Source organism: Paenibacillus sp. CECT 9249 (assembly GCF_918697855.1).
Taxonomy (GTDB): Bacteria; Bacillota; Bacilli; order Paenibacillales; family Paenibacillaceae; genus MSJ-34.
Map to the genome: position 1 here is coordinate 33,909 of NZ_CAKKLI010000024.1, position 19,334 is coordinate 53,242.

General features: G+C 50.6%; 19 protein-coding genes and 1 pseudogene. 12 read left to right on the forward strand and 8 right to left on the reverse strand.

The genetic code is table 11. From position 1 onward, the window contains the following. The first annotated feature begins 121 nt into the window (after positions 1 to 121). Positions 122 to 1,540: an MFS transporter gene (locus tag LQ229_RS16800; protein WP_216537057.1), complete on the forward strand. Its 1,419-nt coding sequence runs from the start codon at positions 122 to 124 to the stop codon at positions 1,538 to 1,540. A 51-nt stretch (positions 1,541 to 1,591) separates the two neighbouring features. Here LQ229_RS16800 and LQ229_RS16805 read toward each other — a convergent pair whose 3' ends face one another. After that, positions 1,592 to 1,954 carry a VOC family protein gene (locus tag LQ229_RS16805; protein WP_230192328.1) on the reverse strand — a complete coding sequence of 121 codons (363 nt, stop codon included), beginning with the start codon at positions 1,952 to 1,954 and terminating at the stop codon, positions 1,592 to 1,594. Positions 1,955 to 2,132: 178 nt separating this feature from the next. Here LQ229_RS16805 and LQ229_RS16810 point away from each other — a divergent pair, with 178 nt between their 5' ends. The 6 genes from LQ229_RS16810 to LQ229_RS16835 all read left to right on the forward strand — a co-directional run bounded on the left by LQ229_RS16810 (position 2,133) and on the right by LQ229_RS16835 (position 8,549). Next, on the forward strand, positions 2,133 to 3,914 hold the full coding sequence (locus tag LQ229_RS16810) for a sensor histidine kinase (RefSeq protein ID WP_230192329.1): 1,782 nt from the start codon (positions 2,133 to 2,135) through the stop codon (positions 3,912 to 3,914). 15 nt (positions 3,915 to 3,929) lie between these two features. Then, positions 3,930 to 4,937, forward strand: coding sequence for a response regulator (locus LQ229_RS16815; RefSeq protein ID WP_230192330.1), 1,008 nt, complete (start codon positions 3,930 to 3,932; stop codon positions 4,935 to 4,937). Further along, the gene (locus LQ229_RS16820; protein ID WP_230192331.1) at positions 4,930 to 5,181 is read left to right on the forward strand and encodes a helix-turn-helix transcriptional regulator; all 252 of its coding nucleotides are present in this window, start codon (positions 4,930 to 4,932) and stop codon (positions 5,179 to 5,181) included. The genes LQ229_RS16815 and LQ229_RS16820 overlap by 8 nt, the downstream gene beginning before the upstream one ends. Positions 5,182 to 5,271: 90 nt before the next feature. Further along, positions 5,272 to 6,717 (forward strand): carbohydrate ABC transporter substrate-binding protein, encoded by a 1,446-nt coding sequence (locus tag LQ229_RS16825; protein ID WP_216537061.1) that lies wholly within the window; start codon positions 5,272 to 5,274, stop codon positions 6,715 to 6,717. 84 nt (positions 6,718 to 6,801) lie between these two features. Next, complete coding sequence (locus tag LQ229_RS16830; RefSeq protein ID WP_230192332.1) at positions 6,802 to 7,689, forward strand: sugar ABC transporter permease; 888 nt, start codon at positions 6,802 to 6,804, stop codon at positions 7,687 to 7,689. Between the two features lie 11 nt (positions 7,690 to 7,700). After that, on the forward strand, positions 7,701 to 8,549 hold the full coding sequence (locus LQ229_RS16835; protein ID WP_230192333.1) for a carbohydrate ABC transporter permease: 849 nt from the start codon (positions 7,701 to 7,703) through the stop codon (positions 8,547 to 8,549). Positions 8,550 to 9,220: 671 nt separating this feature from the next. Here the strand turns inward: LQ229_RS16835 and LQ229_RS16840 are convergent. Then, positions 9,221 to 9,490, reverse strand: a complete 270-nt coding sequence (locus tag LQ229_RS16840; protein ID WP_216537064.1) for a hypothetical protein — start codon at positions 9,488 to 9,490, stop codon at positions 9,221 to 9,223. 170 nt (positions 9,491 to 9,660) lie between these two features. Here LQ229_RS16840 and LQ229_RS16845 point away from each other — a divergent pair, with 170 nt between their 5' ends. Continuing rightward, entirely contained in the window at positions 9,661 to 10,947 is a 1,287-nt protein-coding gene (locus LQ229_RS16845; protein ID WP_230192334.1) for a class II aldolase/adducin family protein, read from the forward strand. A 114-nt stretch (positions 10,948 to 11,061) separates the two neighbouring features. Here LQ229_RS16845 and LQ229_RS16850 read toward each other — a convergent pair whose 3' ends face one another. The 6 genes and pseudogenes from LQ229_RS16850 to gnd all read right to left on the reverse strand — a co-directional run bounded on the left by LQ229_RS16850 (position 11,062) and on the right by gnd (position 16,080). Further along, positions 11,062 to 12,027: an alpha/beta hydrolase gene (locus LQ229_RS16850; RefSeq protein ID WP_216537066.1), complete on the reverse strand. Its 966-nt coding sequence runs from the start codon at positions 12,025 to 12,027 to the stop codon at positions 11,062 to 11,064. A gap of 155 nt (positions 12,028 to 12,182) precedes the next feature. Beyond that, positions 12,183 to 13,736 carry a gluconokinase gene (gntK, locus tag LQ229_RS16855; protein WP_216537067.1) on the reverse strand — a complete coding sequence of 518 codons (1,554 nt, stop codon included), beginning with the start codon at positions 13,734 to 13,736 and terminating at the stop codon, positions 12,183 to 12,185. A 53-nt stretch (positions 13,737 to 13,789) separates the two neighbouring features. Beyond that, positions 13,790 to 14,065: pseudogene (locus LQ229_RS16860) on the reverse strand (permease DsdX); the annotation flags it as partial. Continuing rightward, positions 14,035 to 14,217, reverse strand: coding sequence for a GntP family permease (locus LQ229_RS16865; RefSeq protein ID WP_216537068.1), 183 nt, complete (start codon positions 14,215 to 14,217; stop codon positions 14,035 to 14,037). The pseudogene LQ229_RS16860 and the gene LQ229_RS16865, both read right to left, overlap by 31 nt. A gap of 177 nt (positions 14,218 to 14,394) precedes the next feature. Continuing rightward, a complete protein-coding gene (locus LQ229_RS16870) occupies positions 14,395 to 15,084 on the reverse strand; it encodes a GntR family transcriptional regulator (protein ID WP_216537069.1) in 690 nt (229 codons plus the stop codon). A 96-nt stretch (positions 15,085 to 15,180) separates the two neighbouring features. Then, complete coding sequence (gene gnd / locus LQ229_RS16875; RefSeq protein ID WP_216537070.1) at positions 15,181 to 16,080, reverse strand: phosphogluconate dehydrogenase (NAD(+)-dependent, decarboxylating); 900 nt, start codon at positions 16,078 to 16,080, stop codon at positions 15,181 to 15,183. A gap of 271 nt (positions 16,081 to 16,351) precedes the next feature. On the opposite strand from gnd, the gene LQ229_RS16880 reads away from it, so the two are divergent. The 4 genes from LQ229_RS16880 (at position 16,352) to LQ229_RS16895 (ending at position 19,100) form a co-directional block, all read left to right on the forward strand. Next, on the forward strand, positions 16,352 to 17,704 hold the full coding sequence (locus LQ229_RS16880; protein WP_230192347.1) for an L-cystine transporter: 1,353 nt from the start codon (positions 16,352 to 16,354) through the stop codon (positions 17,702 to 17,704). Between the two features lie 191 nt (positions 17,705 to 17,895). Continuing rightward, entirely contained in the window at positions 17,896 to 18,336 is a 441-nt protein-coding gene (locus LQ229_RS16885) for a hypothetical protein (RefSeq protein ID WP_216537072.1), read from the forward strand. A gap of 26 nt (positions 18,337 to 18,362) precedes the next feature. Beyond that, positions 18,363 to 18,638 carry a hypothetical protein gene (locus tag LQ229_RS16890; protein WP_216537073.1) on the forward strand — a complete coding sequence of 92 codons (276 nt, stop codon included), beginning with the start codon at positions 18,363 to 18,365 and terminating at the stop codon, positions 18,636 to 18,638. 102 nt (positions 18,639 to 18,740) lie between these two features. Then, positions 18,741 to 19,100, forward strand: coding sequence for a hypothetical protein (locus LQ229_RS16895; RefSeq protein ID WP_216537074.1), 360 nt, complete (start codon positions 18,741 to 18,743; stop codon positions 19,098 to 19,100). Positions 19,101 to 19,334 lie beyond the last annotated feature (234 nt).

Sequence of the window (19,334 nt, forward strand, 5' to 3'; positions counted from 1 at the left end):
TATTTTAGACCATTCAGTCTGGAAAAGGGGGGTTGCTCACTATGCAATAAATCCGGAAATAACGATTATTTTTTTGTTTAATCTAGACCAAACAGTCTAAAATGGGAAGGGACTATCTGTTATGAATCGGAATAAACATAAAGGACTTGCGTTAATGCTGCTTGCAGTATCCCAGTTCATCCTTGCTCTTGATTACACGATTGTGTTTGTTGCCTTGCCTTCCATTGGAGCAGATTTAGGTTTTTCAACCAACCATCTTCAGTGGGTAGTCAGTGCGTATTCCTTATTCTATGGCGGATTTTTGCTTATTGGGGGAAGATTATCGGATTTGGCGGGAAGACGGCGCATGCTGATCATTGCCATGGGACTTTTCGGTTTAGGATCTCTATTCGGCGGTTTGGCACACTCTCAACTGTTTCTTATCTTTTCGAGGGTGGTTCAAGGTCTCGGGGGAGCTCTTCTATCTCCGGCGACGTTATCCCTCATCATGTCAAATTTTGAAGAAGGGGCGGAACGCAATCGTGCAATGGCCGTATGGTCGGCAATGGGCGGTGTAGGGTTGTCGCTCGGATTGCTGTTAGGCGGGGTGTTAACGAACTATATCGGATGGGAAGCTATTTTCTTTGTGAATGTACCCATCGTTCTTCTTGTTATGATTCTTTCGCCTGTCGTTCTTTCAGAGAGCAGGTTTTCTTCGAAAAGCCGCCATTACGATGCGGCCGGAGCTTTTTCAGTGACGGCAGGAATGCTTTTCATTGTGTACTATCTGATTCAGGCCCCGGTTGAAGGTTGGTTTGCCCTAACAACTTTTATACCAGGCTTGGCAGGGGTTGGCTTACTTTTGTTATTTACAGCGATTGAGCTTCGTACGCGAGAACCATTGGTTCCCTTCCGATTGTTTCGTATTCGCAACTTAACGGGTGCTACGCTAACTGCTGTTTTATGTTCGGGGTCGTTTGGCGCTTTATACTATTTTATGACTTTATATACACAAGAGGTATTGCATTATTCTGTCGTCCAATCGGGATTGATCTTTATGCCCCTGACGTTCAGTTCTTTGCTTGCCACAAGATTCGTCAACAAATTGATCGCGGTTTTCGGCTTAGCCGGTACAGTAGCAATTGGAATGGGACTTGGCGCAGCCGGCTTTATGTTATTCGCCCGGTTATCCGCAGCGGGGGCAGTTTGGGAAATGATCCCCGGCATGCTTATGATTGGCGTTGGTCAATCGTTTGTATTTACGGGCATGTACATTGCGGCCGGTTACGGCATTGATATGAAAGAGCAGGGAGTCGCGTCCGCGATCGTCAATACCGGCCAACAAATTGGCACTGCACTTGGATTGGCTGTCATCCTGGCGATGATCTCCTCCGGTTTAGGTACAAGCGCGACTTTAGGAACCATGGATCCTATACGGCTGACAGGAGCGATCCGCACGGCTTTCGTCATTTGCGCTGCGATCGCGCTGCTTGGCATCTTGGTGGCAATCATAACACTGAAACAAAAAAAGCAGAACATGCGTGATGGCGCCAATCATTGATCGTACACCATCACGATGCGTAAAAATCAAGTTCAAGCGGACATGAAAAAGTTAACCTTTCAGTAAAAATTCATTGCCGTCGGAATCTTTGAACGTAGCGTACGTACCCCATTGCATTTGCTTCGGTTCGTCCGCAAATTCGACTCCGGCGGCTTTCATCGTTTCATAAGCTTGGCCGACGTCGTCGCATTCGAACACGATCGACGCCTTTCGTTGGTTCCAATCCTTCATCATCGATTTCGGATAGATGACGAGCCGGGATTGCGCTCCTTTCGGCGCGACCTCCAACCAGACGGCATTCGGTCCCATCGGGAACTCCGCCACGACATCGAATCCCGCCCGTTTCGTCCAAAATTCCTTCGCCTTTTGTTGATCCTCCACATACACCGCCACCGTTGCAATCGATCGAATCATAAATCCGCTTCTCCTTCGTTTCCAATTTTTATATTATAATAGCTATATTGTACCAAAAGTAAAAATTGTGAATACATAGATCAATATTTTTCATATCGATATCCGGCCTTCGGCACGTATGATGGGCATAACGGGATATTTCGGAATACATACAGATCGTGCCGGGGGAGAAGATCGAATGATATCACGGGGAGAGAGGAAATTATTGCGCCACTCCACGATTAAAAATCGCTTGATCGTTTCGTTTCTCGTTCTATCGATTCTTCCGCTGCTAAGCGTCGGCATTTTCTCCTATCACAAGTCGCGCGAAGCGATCCGCAACAAAACGAGCACTTACTCCGTGGCGTTGATCGACCAGTTGCGCAAAAACATAGGCAGCGAAATGAGAAGCATCGAAGCGCTCGGCAACCAAATTATGATGGACAAAACCGTCCAAGCCCAGTTGGCGAACTTCGATTCGCTTGACAGCGGCGAACGCTGGGAAATACAAATGCATATCTTTAAGCTGCTCGGCGATAAATTCGAATTGTTGAACCATATTAAAGCTTTCCAAATTTTAACCGAAGACGGAGAGATCTTTTTCGATCTAGGATACGATTCGTTAAAGGAATCGGCCATGAAAGGCCTGATGAAGCGTTTAAGGGAAGAGGAAGGCAGGGACCTATGGACGTATGCGTTGACGAATGGCGGGACGCATACGATCATGTCGGGCAAACGCATTTTTTCGCGGACGGATTGGACGCAAAAGCTCGGATACGTTTTTGTCGCCATGGAAGAACATTTTATTCATCAGGCCTTTTATCGGGATGTGGAATTGGGCGAGGATGCCGCGTTTATGATCGTGACATCCGACGGGCTTGTCCTGTCGAGCGAGAATCCGCAAGTCCCAATCGGCACGCGGTATGCCGAACAAGCTTTCATCGACGCGCTGAACGCCAATCAATTGGAGAACAAGCGCTCCTTCCGCACGACGATGCAGGGAAACGACGTACTGGCGGTGTATTCATACGACATCAACTACGATTGGTATTTGGTGGCGGCGATTCCTTTTGCCTATCTGAATGAAGAAACTTCCCGGATCGAAGAGGGGATTTTGCTCGTTTCCGGGATTTGCCTGCTGTTATGCATCGTCATGACGTTATTCATTTCATCCAGCATATCCACCCCGCTGAAACGGCTGATTCGCCGCATGAATCAAATTAGGGCCGGCAATTTCAACGTACATTTGCAAGACGACAGCAAAGACGAAATCGGCTATTTGACCCGGAAATTCAACGAGATGATCGAACGAATCCGCGGTTTGATGGGAGAATCGGAAGAAAAGCAAAGAATGATCAGGGAAAGGGAGCTGCAAATGCTGCAAGCGCAAATCAATCCCCATTTTTTGTTCAATACGTTGAATTCTTTAAAATGGACGGCTCATTTAAGCCAGGCCCACAGCGTGAGCGAAGGTTTGGGCGCGCTCGCCGAACTGTTGCGGAGTACGATTGTGAATCAAAAAGAAATGATCGGCCTGCGCGAGGAAATGAGCAACGTCGAAAACTATATCGTGATCCAGAAGATGAGGTACGCTAATGCATTCAAGGTTACGATCGAGGCGGAGGAAGATCTATGGCAATGTAAAGTGTTGAAGTTCATTTTGCAGCCGATCGTTGAGAATGCGATCATTCACGGTTTGGAGGAGATCGACTACGAAGGGGAAATCGTCATCGCCTGCTCGAAGGAGGGCGGCGATTTGCAAATCGTGATTCAGGATAACGGGAAGGGGATGGACGAGCGGCAACTAGGCAAATTGCTGCAGGCGAAATACGATTCCGAACAGCGGCTGGCGAATATCGGCGTATCGAACGTTCAGGAAAGGATCAGGTTGAACTTCGGCGAGAGGTACGGTTTGCGGATCGAGAGCGAACCCGGCGCCGGGACGATGGTTACGATGAAGCTTCCCCTCATATTTCAGTAAAGGCGGGTGTCGGCAATGAAAGTATTGATCGTGGACGACGAGAAAATTGTAAGAATCGCGCTGAAGACGATGGTGGCATGGGAAGACTATGGGTTTCAACTGATCGGAGGGGCGTCGGACGGGCTCGCGGCGTTAAAGCTGATTGAGCGGGAACAGCCCGATATCGTGATTACCGACTTGAAAATGCCGAAGCTGGACGGGTTGGGCCTCATCGCCAAGCTGCAGGAAAACCGCTTTCCCGGGAAAACGATCGTGCTTAGCAATTACGGGGAGTACGAATTGGTGAGAAAGGCGATGAAGCTCGGGGCGTTCGATTATTTGCTCAAAATTACGTTGAAACCGGATGAATTGTTGGAATTGCTGAGGAAAGCGGCGGAACGAATCGCGGAGGACAGAAAGCAGAAACAACTTCATTTGCAAGTGCATTTCGCCTTGAAGGAAAATCAATTGCTCTTGAAAAGGCAGTTTCTATACGATCTGCTGCATGACGGGTCCTATCCTCCGGCCTATATCGAGCGGAAAGCGAAGGAACTCGGCATCGCAGCCGGCCCGGGCGACAGTTGCCTGCTGCGGATCGAGATCGAGCGTTTTGAGAGCGCTTTATCGACAGGGAAAATCAAGGATAAGGAACTGCTCGGCTTCTCGGTCGGGAACATCGTTCGCGACGTATTAAGCGATTTCGAGCCGATCGAAGTGGTGGATTTGCACAGCAAGGGATACGTCGTGCTCATGCCGGCGGCGGGCGGCGATGCCGATACGGAACGGCGCAAGCGGCATCTATTGCGCAAAATTCCCGCCATGCTGCAAATGTACCTGAATTTGACGGTCAGCGCGGCGTTTAGCGAACCTTTCAACGGTTTGGAGCGAATGAGGCCGGCGTACGAATCGCTGGCAAAAAGCCGAGCGGAAGCGAACGAGCTGAGACGGCGCAAATACCGCAAAGAAGTGAACGCGATCATCGATTTAGCATCACTGTCAAAAAATAACGTTGGAAATGGTCGCCCAACAAGTGAGCATGAATGAAAGTTATTTATGCCGTTTGTTCAAGAACGAGACCGGCAAGAACATTATCAATTATTTGAACGATTACCGGATGGAGCGGGCGCGTAAGCTGCTGACCAATCCCGACCTGAACGTTCGCGAAGTCGCGGCTTCCATCGGCATCGAGAATCAGTTTTACTTCAATCGCATGTTCCGCAAATATTACGGGCAAAGCCCGAGCGAGTTTAAGAAAAAAGTTCTTTTCCCCGATAGTCAAAATAGTTGATGTTTAGGTAAATACAATTGATACCAAGTCCCTCTTATCTATATTACGATGGAACCGGGAACGCAAGATTCGAAAAACGGAGGGTTCTAGATGAAAGATAATCTGTTGAGACACGCAGTACTTTTATCCATGCTGGCGCTGATCGTCATTTTCGTATCGGCATGCGGAGGCAATCAGGCGGCGCCGCCGGAACAACCGCAGCAGCCGGCCGCCCAGCAAGAGGAGGCGAAGCAGGAGGAAGCGCCGAAGAGCGAAGAGCCTGCGCCGACGGAAGAGAAAAAGGAATTTGCCAACAAGGAGCTGAACGTCGCCGTATTTGAGGGCGGCTACGGCAAAGCTTATTGGGAAGAAGTCATTAAACGGTTCGAAGCCGATTACCCAGGGGTCAAAGTCAACTTGACGTCCAATCCGAAAATTATGGATGTCATCAAACCGCAATTGGTAGCGGGCAATCCGCCCGATTTCATCTACGCCCCTTTAACCGAGAATACGCATACGATCCAGGCGATGATCAAGGAAAAGGCGTTTCTGGAACTGAACGATGTGTTCGACAGCAAAACGCTCGATCAGGATGTCCCGCTTAAAGATGTCATCACGGACGGCATGTTGGAGTATGCCCAGCCTTATAAAGACGGCAAAATTTATTACGCCCCGTTCTACGTTTCGACGTTGGGCTTGTGGTACAACCAGACGTTATTCGAGCAAAAAGGTTGGAAAGCTCCCGAAACTTGGGACGAATTTTTCGCTCTGGGCGAAACGGCCAAGCAGGAAGGGCGATCTCTTTTCACTTATCAGGGCATCTATCCGTCCTATAACGAAAGCGTAGTCGTGCCTACGATCGCTTCGTTCGGCGGCATCGAAGCGATTGCCAAAATCGAAAATTACGAAGAAAACGCGTTTAAATCGGATGCGGTAAAGCAGGCGTTCGAAATTTACAATCAAATTGCGCAAAAAGGGTACTTAATGCCGGGAACGGTCGCCTTGAACCATACGCAGGCGCAAACCGAGTTTCTGAAAGGCAAGGCGCTGTTCATTCCGAACGGCAACTGGTTCGAAGGGGAGATGAAGGACGCTCCGCGCGAGGAAGGTTTCAAATTCGGATTTATGGCTCCTCCGGTCAAAAATGCGGGAGATCAGCGCTATGCGCAAACGAGCTTTGAAGGTCTGTACATTCCGCTCAAAGCGAAAAATCCGGAGCTGGCGAAAGAATTTTTGAAATATCAATATACGGAAGAGAGCGTGAAGTCGAACGCCGAGAAGTCGATGGGGGTTCTGGCGGTGAAGAACGGGGCCGAACTGGCGAAACCGTATATTTCGGAATCGATGTACAATTCCGTTAAGGTATTCGATAACGGCGTCAAACCGGTTCTGTTCCAATGGACGGTCACGCCGAAGACGGAAATTATTATCAATGACGAATTGTACAATCCGCTGAACAATATTATGAACAAGAAATCGACCGTTGACGAGTGGATGGACCGCGTGGAGAAAGCTTCGGCCAAACTGCGCGATTTAATGGCGAAGTCTTCCCAGTAAAAGCAGGTATTCAGGCAAGTATTCTTCCTATCCGTCCGGCGAAGCTCCGCCTTCGCCCGGACATCGCTTCCAGGGGGTAAATTCATGACCAACCGTAGCAAAAACGTTTTTATTGCGGTTTGCGTCCTTCCCGCCGTGATCGTCTTCGGCATTTTTTCGCTGTATCCGTTTCTCCGGGCCATTACGATGGCCTTTTACAGTTGGAGCGGCATTTCGGCCGAGAGCGAGTTTATCGGTTTGGACAATTTCCGCACGCTGGCACAGGATCCGATCGTTTGGAAATCGCTGCGCAACAATATTTTCCTGCTTCTCGTCGTCCCGGTCGTCACGAAGGCGCTGTCTTTGCTGTTCGCCGTATTGCTGACGCGCAAAAGGTTTCGGGAACGGCCGTTTTACCGTACCGTCTTTTTCTTTCCGAACGTGCTTGCGCTCGTCGTCATTTCGATCTTATGGTCTTTCATCTACCATCCGACGTTCGGCATTTTAAATTCCTTTATGGAAGCGATCGGGCTCCAAAGCTTGACGCATGCCTGGCTCGGGGAGAGCGGCACGGTACTGTGGGCCCTTGTGTTTCCGATGGTGTGGCAGGCGGTCGGCTATTATATGATCATCTATATTGCGGCGATGGAGGGGGTTCCTGCTCATTTGTACGAATCGGCCGTGCTGGAGGGGGCGACGGAAATGCAGCAATTTCTGCATATTACGTTTCCGCTTATTTGGAGCGTTGTGCGGATTACGATCGTCTTTTTCCTGATCGGCGTGTTTAACAACAGCTTTACGTATGTTCAAGTGATGACCAACAGCGGACCCGACAACGAATCGTCCGTGTTGATGACCTATCTGTACAAACAAGCGATGCAAAACGGCAATTTCGGATACGGCGCCGCGATCGGCGTTTTTACCTTAATCGTGACCATAACGCTCGCTTGGCTTAGCGAAAAATTGACGGACAAAGAATCCGTCGAATATTAAGGAGTATGCCTATGAAGACGGAACGAAAGTCGGACCCGTTCTTATCGCTGTTGCCGACAAGAATGATTTTGATGCTGTACAGCATTGTCGTTTTGTATCCGCTCATCTGGACGATGTATACTTCGTTCAAAACGACAAACGAATTTTACGACAGCCCCTGGGCGCTGCCGAAGCAATTCTATTTCGAAAACTATGTCAAAGCGTTTACGGAGGCGCAAATCGGCCATTATTTCATCAATTCGGCCGTTGTTACGATTGTAGCGCTGCTCATTTGCAATTCGATTTCGTTTGCCGCCGCTTACGCGATTACTCGTTTCCGTTTTCCGTTCTCCGGATTTCTGAGACGGATGTTTATGTCGGCGTTGTTTTTCCCGATCGCATTCAGCATCGTGCCGTTATTTATGCTGCTTAACAAGCTGCATCTGCTCGACAATCTGGCCGGGCTCGGCATCGCCTATGCCGCGCATGCCATTCCGTTCACGATTTATTTGTTGACCGGATTTCTGGTGACGATTCCGAAGGAGTATGAAGAGGCGGCGATGATTGACGGGTGCTCGCACTTCGGCATTTTGTTGCGTGTTATCGCGCCTATGGCGAAGGCTGGGGTCGTCACGATCACCATTTTTAATTTTATGGCGTTCTGGAACGAATATATTATGGCGCTGTCTTTCATTTCTACGGAAAGCAAAAGAACGCTCACGCTCGGGCTCGCTTATTTGATGGAAGTGCAGCGGTACGCTACCGATTGGGGCGCATTGTTCGCAGGGCTCGTGACGGTGATGATTCCGACGATGGTGCTGTACGCGATACTGCAGCGGCAAATTACGTCGGGGATCAGCTTGGGCGGGTTGAAGGGATAACGGTTCGCAAACCGTACTTCCGACCGAAGCGCCGCATACGTCTAGCCGCGAACCGCCAAACCTGCAAAAGTCGTTGATGTTTCCGATCGGCCAGGCAAAGCCTGCGAAATTGCTGCGAAAATGCCCTTTTTTTCTCGCTTCGATGGGGTAGCGTTGCATTGAGCGGTTTACCGCGCTTCTCGCGACAAGTCATTTGCGGACAGGTTCAAGCGATTCGTTCGCAGATCTAGGGATACCGTAACCCCCTTTTGTCGAAATCCCCTTCGCTCAGCAGACTGAAACGGGATGTCCGGCACAATAACTCCAGTCTCATACGGTATTTAGGATGCGATATTCCCATGAGGCTTCACTTCTGAACGAGGGGGATTTCCACAAAGGGTCGAAAAAAAAGCTTGATCTGCACGAAAGGTACGAAAAAGCCTATGCAACGCTAATGGCTTCGATGGGGGAGGGGACGGTTTGGGGCGAAATTCCAGCAAATGAGTCAATTTCATAATCAGCAATAAGGTAATTTACAGGCAATTAGCGTGTTCTAGTTTCGTTAGCCCGCCCGGCGGGTCGTCATCCGCCAGCGGTATGATGAAATTGACTTCAATAGCGGGTTTCGTCGTGCGGGTACGACAACCTTCCGGCGAATGGCAAACCGCAGCCACCGCCGGTTGTCGAAAGCGTCACTCCTTATCGGCGTCTTCGTCATGCGTCGGATGATCGCCGGGATAGCCGCGTTCCAATCCTTCGTGCAGTTCCCGATTTTCGTAAGCAAACGTATTGGGAGGACGCTGATCCTCGCGCCATGGCGAGCTTTTGCCGAGCGACTCCACCTCCAAACTCGACCCGTACGGCCCCTCGGGAAACTCTTCCGCCGTCAAATCGTTGCGCTGCGATTCCACAGTCGCCAAATCGGTATACGGTTCTTTCTCTTCCTCTTTGAATCGATCCAAATGAAGACACCTCCTGAATCATATTTGATATCATTCCCGCTGGACATGCCATTCATGTGTTTTTTTGCACGATCAAGTTATATAAATCACACAAAAACGGGTGTGAACGTTGTATAATAAAAACAAACAAATTCAAACAGACAAATTCAAAAAAGAGGGAGAGACAAACCATGAACTTCGCCATGCTGCATCCAGCCGACCAAATTATGATGATTATGGAGCGCATATACGGATATGGAATGACGACGACATCCGGCGGGAACCTGTCCATTCTCGACGACAACGGCGCGATTTGGATTACGCCGGCAGGGGTGGATAAAGGATCGCTGTCGCGAAAAGATATCGTCTGCGTTCAACCTGACGGCACGGTCGTCGGAAACTACAAACCGTCGAGCGAATTTCCGTTCCATGAACTGATCTACCGGAGCAGAAAAGATATTAAGGCCGTGCTGCACGCGCATCCGCCTGCCCTCGTAGCATTCAGCATCGTGCGCCAAACGCCGAATATATACCTGCTGCCGGGCGTCAAGCAAATTTGCGGAGAAGTAGGGATGGCCGAATACGGACTGCCGGGGAGCGCGCAGCTCGGAGAGCGTATCGCTTCCGTCTTTGAGCGGGGATTCAATACCGTAATGCTGGAAAATCACGGCATTGTCGTCGGAGGGGAAAACCTCTTTAAAGCGTTTATGGCGTTCGAGACGCTGGAATTTTGCGCGCGGCTGCAAATTAAAGCGAACCGGATCGGCGAGCCTGTCACGTTGACGAAGGAGCAAATCGAGCAGTCGGGCTGCAAGAAGCACCCGGATATGGAGGAATTCGCACCGTCGCGGTTCGGCAGCAGGGAAAGAGAAGCGAGGAGAGAGATGTGCGCGCTCATTCACCGCGCCTATGACCAGAAACTGTTTACGAGCACGCAAGGAACGTTCTCGCAGCGGCTTGAAGGCCGGTCGTTTCTTATTACTCCGTACGATAAGGACCGCAAATATTTGGAGGCGGACGATATCGTCCGTATCGACGACGGCAGGAAGGAAGCCGGCAAAATACCAAGCCGATCGGTGCTGTTGCATCAATCGATTTACGAGAAGCATCCGCATATCGAGTCGATTGTGATCGCGCATCCGCCCAACATTATGGCTTTTGCCGCGACGAAAGAACCGTTCGATTCGCGAACGATACCGGAGAGCTATATTTTGCTGCGGAATATTCCGAAGCTTCCGTTCGGAGCGCCGTTTCTACAGCCGCAGGCCGTCGCGGACGTCTTCCGTCCCGACACGCCGATCGCTATGGTGGAGAACGATTGCGTCATCGTGACCGGCAGCGGGCTGCTCAACGCCTTCGACCGGTTGGAAGTGGCGGAATATAGCGCCAAGGCCGTTATTTCCTCCAAATGCCTCGGCGAAATTATACCGATCGATCGGCCCCAAATTGCCGAGCTCGAACGAGCGTTCAATCTGTGAGACTATAAGGGATCTCTGTCCACATCGCGCGGCATTAGCGTTGCACCGTACGCACACAAGCATCCCGCAATGCGTAGGATGCACGAACGTGAATACATTGGAGGGGCAGGCTGCCTACGCAAAAGTTTCCTTCTCGCCCGCCCCTACGAATCTTTGGACGAACTGCTTCACTTTGCGGGCGTAGCCCGTCTTGTCCGTGGCGTAGGCCGTCCCGTGCCCGGCCTGCGGCACAAGGAAAATCTCCTTGTATCCTTTCGATTTTTCATACAGCCGATGAACCATTTCCGTCGGTACGAACGTATCCTCTTCCCCGTGAATGAACAGGATCGGCTTTTCGTTTCTGGCTACTTGATCCATCGCCGACGCTTCGCCGAAGAAGTACCCGGCTCTCAGCCTGCAGACGAGGCTGGTGAGGGGAATGAACGGGAAAGGGGGCAGCTTGTACATTCTTTTTAGTTGATAAGATAGGATGTCTTTCACCGAACTATAGGCGCAATCCGCGACGATGCATTTGACTTGCTCGGGCAGCCGTTCGCCGCTGGTCATGAGCACGGTCGCTCCGCCCATGGAAATGCCGTGAAGCACAATTCGGGCGTCTTTGCCGTCCCGGCGAACGATCTCATCAATCCATTTTATGTAATCCTTGCGGTCGTGCCAACCGAATCCGATATAGTCCCCTTCGCTATCCCCATGGCCTCTGTTATCCGGCATCAAGACATTGAACCCCATCGTTTCATGATACAGTTCCGCCAGTGAAGCCATATCTTTGCCTCTGCCCGAATATCCATGCGCCAAAATAACGGTTTGCAGCGTCGGTTTTTTCGCCTTTAGATAGCAGCCGCGCAGCGCCAAGCCGTCATCGGATGTAATAGTCAGTGTCTCGAACGTTTGCGAATCGACCCATTTGGATTCGTACACCGATACGTCCGCCCCTTCGTTTACTTTCAAATCGGGATTTCCCGCCAAAAAATCTTTGTTCGCTCGTTTGATGGCAAGCTTATAGAAGAACAGGCTTGCGGCGATAAGCGCAATAACGATGATTGCTATTACGGAAACAACAATGATCACGGTTGTCGACATCGCTTTTTTTTGCCTCCCGGGAAAATGGTCTCTGGCCGATCTCTCTTATCTTTTTCAGATCGATCTTTCCGTATACCTAACATATCACCGGGCCCGCGGGCATGGCAAGCGCCCAAGCAAAAGGCCGCGGGATTCAGATATCCCACGGCCTTCGATCATTGCCGGCGTTCCGCGTCGCGTCGCTGAAACCTGGCGATAGCCTCGTATTCTTCCTGCAGTTTGCGCGAGATGCTTATATAGATCGGAGCCAATTCTTGATAGATTTGCACGTTCTGCGGAATCGGAGTATGCGAATGCGTCACTCCTACCATATCGGCGACGATATCCAAGGAATCGGTTTTCCCGAGCGCATACAGCCCAAGGACGACAGCCCCTAAACAGGAGCTTTCGAAACTTTCGGGGACGACCACTTCCTGGTCGAAAATATCGGCCATCATTTGCCGCCAAACCGCCGAACGGGCGAACCCCCCGGTCGCGTGGATTTTGCGGGGCTGCCCGATTTGCTCTTTCATCGCCAGCAGCACGGTATACATATTGATAATGATTCCTTCTAAGACGGCGCGAATCATATGTTCTTTTTTGTGGCGGATGGTCAATCCGAAGAACGAGCCACGCGCGTGGGAGTTCCATAACGGCGCCCGTTCGCCGGTTAAATACGGATGAAAGATCAATCCGTCCGCTCCGGGAGGAACCCGTTCGGTGATCTTCGTCAACACATCGTACGGATTGATGCCGAGGCGCTTCGCCGTTTCCATCTCCGCGGCCGCGAATTCGTCCCGCACCCAGCGAAAAATCATGCCGCCGTTGTTAACCGGTCCCCCGATCACCCATTGCTTGTCGGTCAACGCGTAGCAGAAAATTCTCCCCTTCGGGTCGGTCGCGGGCTTATCGACGACCGTGCGAATGGCTCCGCTCGTACCGATTGTAGCCGCTACGACGCCGGGGGCGATTGCATTAACCCCCAGATTGGACAGCACCCCGTCGCTGGCCCCGACGATAAAAGGGGTCGACGCCGCAAGCCCCATCTCCCGGGCGTATTCCGGGCGCAAGCCATGCATGGCGTGGGTCGTCGGCACGAGCAGGGACAGCTGCCCTTCCGTAATGCCGGCAAGGCGCAGCGCCTCTTCGTCCCATGCCAACCGCTCCAGATTCATCATTCCGGTAGCGGAGGCGATAGAGTAGTCGACAACATATTGGCCGAACAGTTTAGCAATGACATATTCTTTAATCGAGATAAATTTATAGGTCCGGGCAAAAACGTCCTGCAGCTCATGCCTCATCCATATCAATTTGGTAACGGGGGACATCGGATGGATCGGCGTTCCCGTTCGCAAGTAGAGTTCGTGGCCGTTCATTTCCCGTTTTAAACGGGCGGCCCATTCTTCGCTGCGGTTGTCGGCCCAGGTGATGCATCCGGTCAGCGGCTTTCCGTCCGCGTCGACGGCGATCACGCTATGCATTGCCGAACTGAACGACACGAACATGACTTGTTCGGGGCGGATCTTCCCGGTGCGCATGATTGCTTGGACGGTATGAAGCACGGCCGCAAAAATTTGATCCGGATCCTGTTCCGCCGCGGACGCCGTCGGAGTCAACAAAGGATATTCCTCGTCCGCCTTCGCCGCAATGCTTCCGCCCTCTTCGAACAATACGGCTTTGGTGCTGGTCGTTCCGATGTCGATACCGATCATATACGTTTTTGGATTCAACGGCAATTCTCCTTTCCAAAACAACAAGCCTGCAAAATTCGCGCTTATCGCGCTTATATAATAACGTCGAGCGCAAGAATAAAAATCAATCCGATTACGGACAGCAATGTCTCCATAACCGTCCATGATTTCAACGTTTGCGGCACGGACATATTGAAAAATTCCTTCACCATCCAGAAGCCGGCATCGTTTACATGCGAGAGTACAAGCGACCCCGCGCCCGTGGCCAGCACGACCAACTCGATATTCGTTCCCGGATTGAGGGCAATCACGGGAGCGACGATGCCGACGGCCGTAGTCATAGCCACCGTAGCCGAACCGGTAGCGACCCCGCAAGCAGCCCGAGCAGCATAGACGAAATCAACAAGGTAACGAAAGGGTTCCACTTGTATTTCGAGATAAGCACAATGAGAAAGACGATGGCAACGAGCGTCCACATTAATAAAGTAACGTTATGACTAAGCCCGAAAAGCGAATTCATGCTGTCTAACCTCCTAAGATGGGCTCAGACTGAACAGAGCTGTTTTTTTACGTTTGCAACGCTTACATAATGTTTTCATAGCATGCCTTAGTATTTGTCATTCATCCGGCAGCTATCACATGCATGTTTCGTGTATACTTGTCGACAGCTTTAGGCGCCGCAATCCGGCAGCTTTCTTTAACCAGACGGAAAACTGCGGTGAAGGGTGGCAAGAGAATCGGCAAAATAGTCGCGAGCCCCTTTTTGAATGAGCTCGATGTCATTCGATTCCATGCTTTGCATGATTTTGCGATGTTTCTCGATGACGTCGCTTATTTTGCGGGTTCCCTGCGAGAAAACGTTTTCCGTGGTAACCAGCATAACGGCCATGACGAGATGGCGGATGCTGTTCCAGAGGTGAATCATTCGCGTATGCCCGGCCCGCAAAACGATCGCTTCGTGGAATGACATGTCATGATATGAGAAATCGACCGCATTGCCGTGTTTCGCCGCAAGCTCCATTTTGTCGACGATTTGTTGCAACTGTTGCAGCAAGGCGTCCGGATTCGTGGCCTGGGGCATGCTGACGATTCGCTGCTGGACAAAGCCTTCGATCAGGTAACGGACATCGTATAATTCTTCGACGTCTTTCCGGTTCAAGCCTATCACGACGGCGCCCATCCGCTCCAAACGGATCAAGCCTTCGCCGGACAACGTTTTTAAAGCTTCCCGCACCGGCGATCTGCTCGTCCCGAAATCGGAGGCAATCCGATTCTCGGACAAGACCTCTCCCGGTTTCACGCTTCCGTTCACAATTCGCAATCTTAATTCGCAGGCGATGGATTCGCCGAGCGATGAGCCTTGCAGCCAAGCGGATGGATATTGCATACCAATATAACGCTCCTATCGAACTTCGTTTCGTCCAAGACGATACATCGATTTTAGCATACATGCCTCCCGCAATTCCATCCCCGAAAGCTTGGCTCATTGGGATTTGCCAACCGCGTGGCCGCCGAATTCGTTCCGCAGCGCGGCGACGACTTTGCCGTGAAAGGCGTCGGTTTCGAGCGACCGGTAGCGCATCAGCAGGGACATGGCGATCACCGGAGTGCTTGCTTGCAGGTCAAGAGCCGTTTCGACCGTCCATTTGCCTTCGCCCGACGATTGCATCACCCCTTGGATGCCGGCCAATTTCGGATCTTTCGAGAACGCTCTCTCCGTCAGTTCCATAAGCCAGCCGCGAATGACGGAACCGTTCGCCCACACGCGGGCCACTTCTTCAAAGTTGAATGGAAAGCTGCTTTTTTCCAACAATTCGAAGCCTTCGGCAATCGACTGCATCATCCCGTATTCGATCCCGTTATGAATCATTTTCAGAAAGTGTCCGCTGCCGGATTCGCCCGCGTATAAATACCCTCGATCCACGGCGATATCCCGGAACAGCGGTTCGACAAGCGTGAAACTGCGCCGTTCTCCGCCGATCATGAAACAGCCGCCGCGATGCGCCCCTTCGATTCCGCCGGACGTGCCTACGTCGAGAAAATGGATCCCGCGGGACTTTAATTTGCCGGCCCGCAGGATGGAATCTTGATAATGGGAATTGCCGCCGTCGATAATCGTATCCCCTTGGCCGAGCAACGGGATAAGCGAGTCAATCACCGAGTCCACGACCGGGCCCGACGGAACCATGATCCACACGGTTCGAGGCGCTTCCAATGCGGCGACCAGTTCTTCGATCGAACTGGAGGCAACGGCCCCTTGTTCCGACAGTTCTTGAGCAGGCTCGGGATGAACGTCGTATGCAACGACTTCATGGCGATGGCGCAGCATATTTTCAGCCAAATGAAACCCCATTTTGCCAAGGCCTATCATACCTAGCTTCAAGTCAAAGCATCTCCTTTTCTTCTCATATTCATCATACAAGTATACTTGTATACAACTATAATGCTCTATACTATCGAATTTAAAGATCGCTGTAAATAGCAAAATTTTTCAGGACGAAGAAAGCGATAATTAATTCCTACTTGACAGATAGGGATTGTTGAACTATAAATAGATTACATTGTAAATTTCAAGTTTGGCTATCCTAAGATTAAACATTAAGTTAAGGAGTGAGGTAACGGTGGTGCTTCAGACGATTATTAATATTGTTATTATGCTAATATTCATCGCCGGCTTATTTTATATGCAGAAAAAACATATCTCGTTCTCGAAACGCGTTTTTACTGCATTGGGAGTGGGAGTCTTATTCGGGTTGGCGCTGCAATACATTTACGGAGCCAAATCGGAAGTATTGAAAACGTCTTTGGACTGGTTCGGCATCGTCGGCAACGGTTATGTCAAGTTTTTGCAAATGATCGTTATGCCGCTCGTATTCGTCTCGATCTTATCGGCATTCACGAAAATGAAGCTTAGCAAAAACTTCGGGAAAATCGGCGTTCTTGTTATTGCGATCTTAATCGGCACGACCGCTGTGGCCGCGGCAATCGGAATTGCCACGACGGCAACATTCAAGCTGGAGGCGATCCAAATCGAGGCGGGCGATCTGGAAACGTCGCGCGGGGAGGCGCTCGAGCAACGGCTCGGCGATATCCAACACATGACGATGCCGCAGAAGATCGTCGAACTCTTGCCGAGCAACCCGTTCGCGGATTTGACCGGCGCTCGCGCCACATCAACAATCGCGGTCGTTATTTTCGCGGCATTTCTCGGCTTTGCCTTCTTGGGCGTCAAACGGAAAAAGCCGGAACAAGCGGATTTGTTTGAAAAATTCGTTGAAATGTTCTACACCATCATTATGCGCGTCGTTACGATCGTGCTAAGGATAACGCCATACGGCGTTCTTGCCTTGATGACGAAAGTGACGGCAACGAGCGACTATGAAGGCATTTTGAAACTAGGCAAATTCGTCGTCGCTTCGTATGTGGCTTTAGCAATTATGTTCATCGTTCATATGCTTTTGTTGGCCTTTTCGGGTCTGAACCCGATCACGTATGTGCGCAAAATTTTCCCGGTTCTCGTATTTGCGTTTACGTCCCGTACCAGTGCGGGGGCGCTGCCGCTCAACGTGAAGACGCAAACCGATAAATTGGGCGTGCCGGACGGAATCGCGAATTTCTCCGGGTCGCTCGGCCTTTCCATCGGACAGAACGGCTGCGCGGGCATTTACCCGGCCATGCTTGCCGTTATGATTGCGCCGACGGTAGGCATCGATCCGCTGTCGTTTTCATTCATCGCGCAATTGATCGTGATCGTGGCCATCAGTTCGTTCGGTGTAGCGGGCGTCGGCGGAGGCGCGACATTCGCGGCGCTGCTCGTACTGTCCTCGATGAACTTGCCTGTTGCCTTGGCGGGGCTGCTCATCTCCGTCGAGCCGTTGATCGATATGGGCCGTACGGCGCTTAACGTCAGCGGAAGCATGACGGCGGGCGTTCTTACGAGCAAAGCGGTGAAAGAACTGGATACGACCGTTTACGCGGAGCGAGGCGGACAACCGATCGAAGCGTAAATGGCAGCGATAAATGATACCTTGGAGAACCGTGGCCGATTGATGGATCGGCCGCGGTTTTTTATCTATATTTGGAGAGACCGGCGTGCTCCGCTCTACTTGCGCATGAACTTTTTCCCATCCATCATATGTTATAATGAAAAGATAAGGGGGCCATGCTAGGAAGGCCAAGCGGGAGGGGCTGAAGCGACATGCTAAAGGGAAATCGGGACTTTATCGAAGCGCATATCCGGGAAATAAGAGTTTCGCCGGCGTTACTGGCGGAAGCGATCGATACCGTTTCGTTTGCCGCCAACGACGAAACTTCGTATACGTTATTTACGGGATGTTTTATCCTTGAAAAGCCTGCGTTTATGTTCGGAATTGTCAATAGCGCGACCGACCGGGGACAGCTTATGATCACGCATCAATGTAAGCCTGAATCGTTTTTGGCGGGGTTTGCGACGATGGTTCGCAGAGTTGTTCCGGAACTTGGCGTAAACGAACAAACGGAATTGACGATTCATTTCGCGCGCACTTTCGGGCGAATCGTTCGAGATTGTTATTCGAAAACCGACGGCTTGCCTGTCCCGCCGCAGGCAGAACGGTTCGTTGATATGGCGGATGCCGATTACATAAAAGGATTCTATTAGTCAATACATACGAGGAGTTGTGGAAAATGAAACTGAAAGTGATCGAAGCAAGCATGACGCATAACCAAGAAAGCGGATTTGTCGGCCGGGTTCTATTTCAACTTGCGGGACAGCCGACCGACTATGAAATTACGTTCTATAGCCAGAAAGGGAAAGATTGGGGGTATAGTTTAAGCTTCGGCAAAGAATCGGGAAAAGAAGAGGATATCGTTGCGATCGAGGACATGCTCGAACAGGACGACGATTTGTTCGATTCGCTGCTCCATGCCGCGAAGAGCAGTCAAGCGGACGGTTCCGTTTAGCTGCCGCTGCAGGCAGGTTTTGCCTTCATGTTATGTTTGCTAGCATGGACAAATTTATGTTATTCTGCAATAGAATGTTCTACTTTGAAAGGGGGGAAAGGAATGTACGAAAGACGCACCATGAATCGGGTGCTGCTGCTGGTTGTAACGATGATTGCTTTGCTCGTTTCCTCCTTAGTGCCCGTCCTGGAATTCGACAATACGGCATTGCTGAACGAAATGCTCTCCGTGAAAAAAGAGCCCACAGTCCATCATTCTGTAGGGGCTACTCATCATCAAATCGCGAAACTGCACGCCATGGCGCAATTCGTTCTGCTCTTCAGCCTTTATTGTTTAATGAGCTTGTCTAGAATCAGGATACCAAGATTTCGTCTTGCCGTATTCGTTCCTATACTGCTTAGGCAACTTTTGCTGCGCCCTTTACAATTTACCTCATCTTACTATATCGTCCGCACCGCTTAACAGCCGGTTTGCTCGGGGGATGTTTTCGCATGCCCGATAAACCGACCCTTCTCTATGATTTTTCCTAAAACCAGTACCATTAACTACAAAAATCAATATTTTATTCGTACGACAAAGTCGTTTTTAAATCCAAGTTATACAAGCTGAAAACTATAATATTCAGTTCGTTTGCGGGTATACCATGACAAAAACTGTATGCAAATGATGCGAATGCCCTATACTGTTATTATTTGG

Coding starts and splice junctions, on each gene's coding strand:
- LQ229_RS16835 (WP_230192333.1), top strand. CDS start 7,701: ATGAAGACGGAACGAAAGTCGGACCCGTTCTTATCGCTGTTGCCGACA.
- LQ229_RS16825 (WP_216537061.1), top strand. CDS start 5,272: ATGAAAGATAATCTGTTGAGACACGCAGTACTTTTATCCATGCTGGCG.
- LQ229_RS16890 (WP_216537073.1), top strand. CDS start 18,363: ATGAAACTGAAAGTGATCGAAGCAAGCATGACGCATAACCAAGAAAGC.
- LQ229_RS16865 (WP_216537068.1), bottom strand. CDS start 14,217: ATGAATTCGCTTTTCGGGCTTAGTCATAACGTTACTTTATTAATGTGG.
- LQ229_RS16800 (WP_216537057.1), top strand. CDS start 122: ATGAATCGGAATAAACATAAAGGACTTGCGTTAATGCTGCTTGCAGTA.
- LQ229_RS16815 (WP_230192330.1), top strand. CDS start 3,930: ATGAAAGTATTGATCGTGGACGACGAGAAAATTGTAAGAATCGCGCTG.
- LQ229_RS16850 (WP_216537066.1), bottom strand. CDS start 12,027: ATGTCGACAACCGTGATCATTGTTGTTTCCGTAATAGCAATCATCGTT.
- LQ229_RS16830 (WP_230192332.1), top strand. CDS start 6,802: ATGACCAACCGTAGCAAAAACGTTTTTATTGCGGTTTGCGTCCTTCCC.
- LQ229_RS16805 (WP_230192328.1), bottom strand. CDS start 1,954: ATGATTCGATCGATTGCAACGGTGGCGGTGTATGTGGAGGATCAACAA.
- LQ229_RS16845 (WP_230192334.1), top strand. CDS start 9,661: ATGAACTTCGCCATGCTGCATCCAGCCGACCAAATTATGATGATTATG.
- LQ229_RS16820 (WP_230192331.1), top strand. CDS start 4,930: ATGAATGAAAGTTATTTATGCCGTTTGTTCAAGAACGAGACCGGCAAG.
- LQ229_RS16810 (WP_230192329.1), top strand. CDS start 2,133: ATGATATCACGGGGAGAGAGGAAATTATTGCGCCACTCCACGATTAAA.
- LQ229_RS16870 (WP_216537069.1), bottom strand. CDS start 15,084: ATGCAATATCCATCCGCTTGGCTGCAAGGCTCATCGCTCGGCGAATCC.
- LQ229_RS16895 (WP_216537074.1), top strand. CDS start 18,741: ATGTACGAAAGACGCACCATGAATCGGGTGCTGCTGCTGGTTGTAACG.
- LQ229_RS16880 (WP_230192347.1), top strand. CDS start 16,352: ATGCTAATATTCATCGCCGGCTTATTTTATATGCAGAAAAAACATATC.
- LQ229_RS16885 (WP_216537072.1), top strand. CDS start 17,896: ATGCTAAAGGGAAATCGGGACTTTATCGAAGCGCATATCCGGGAAATA.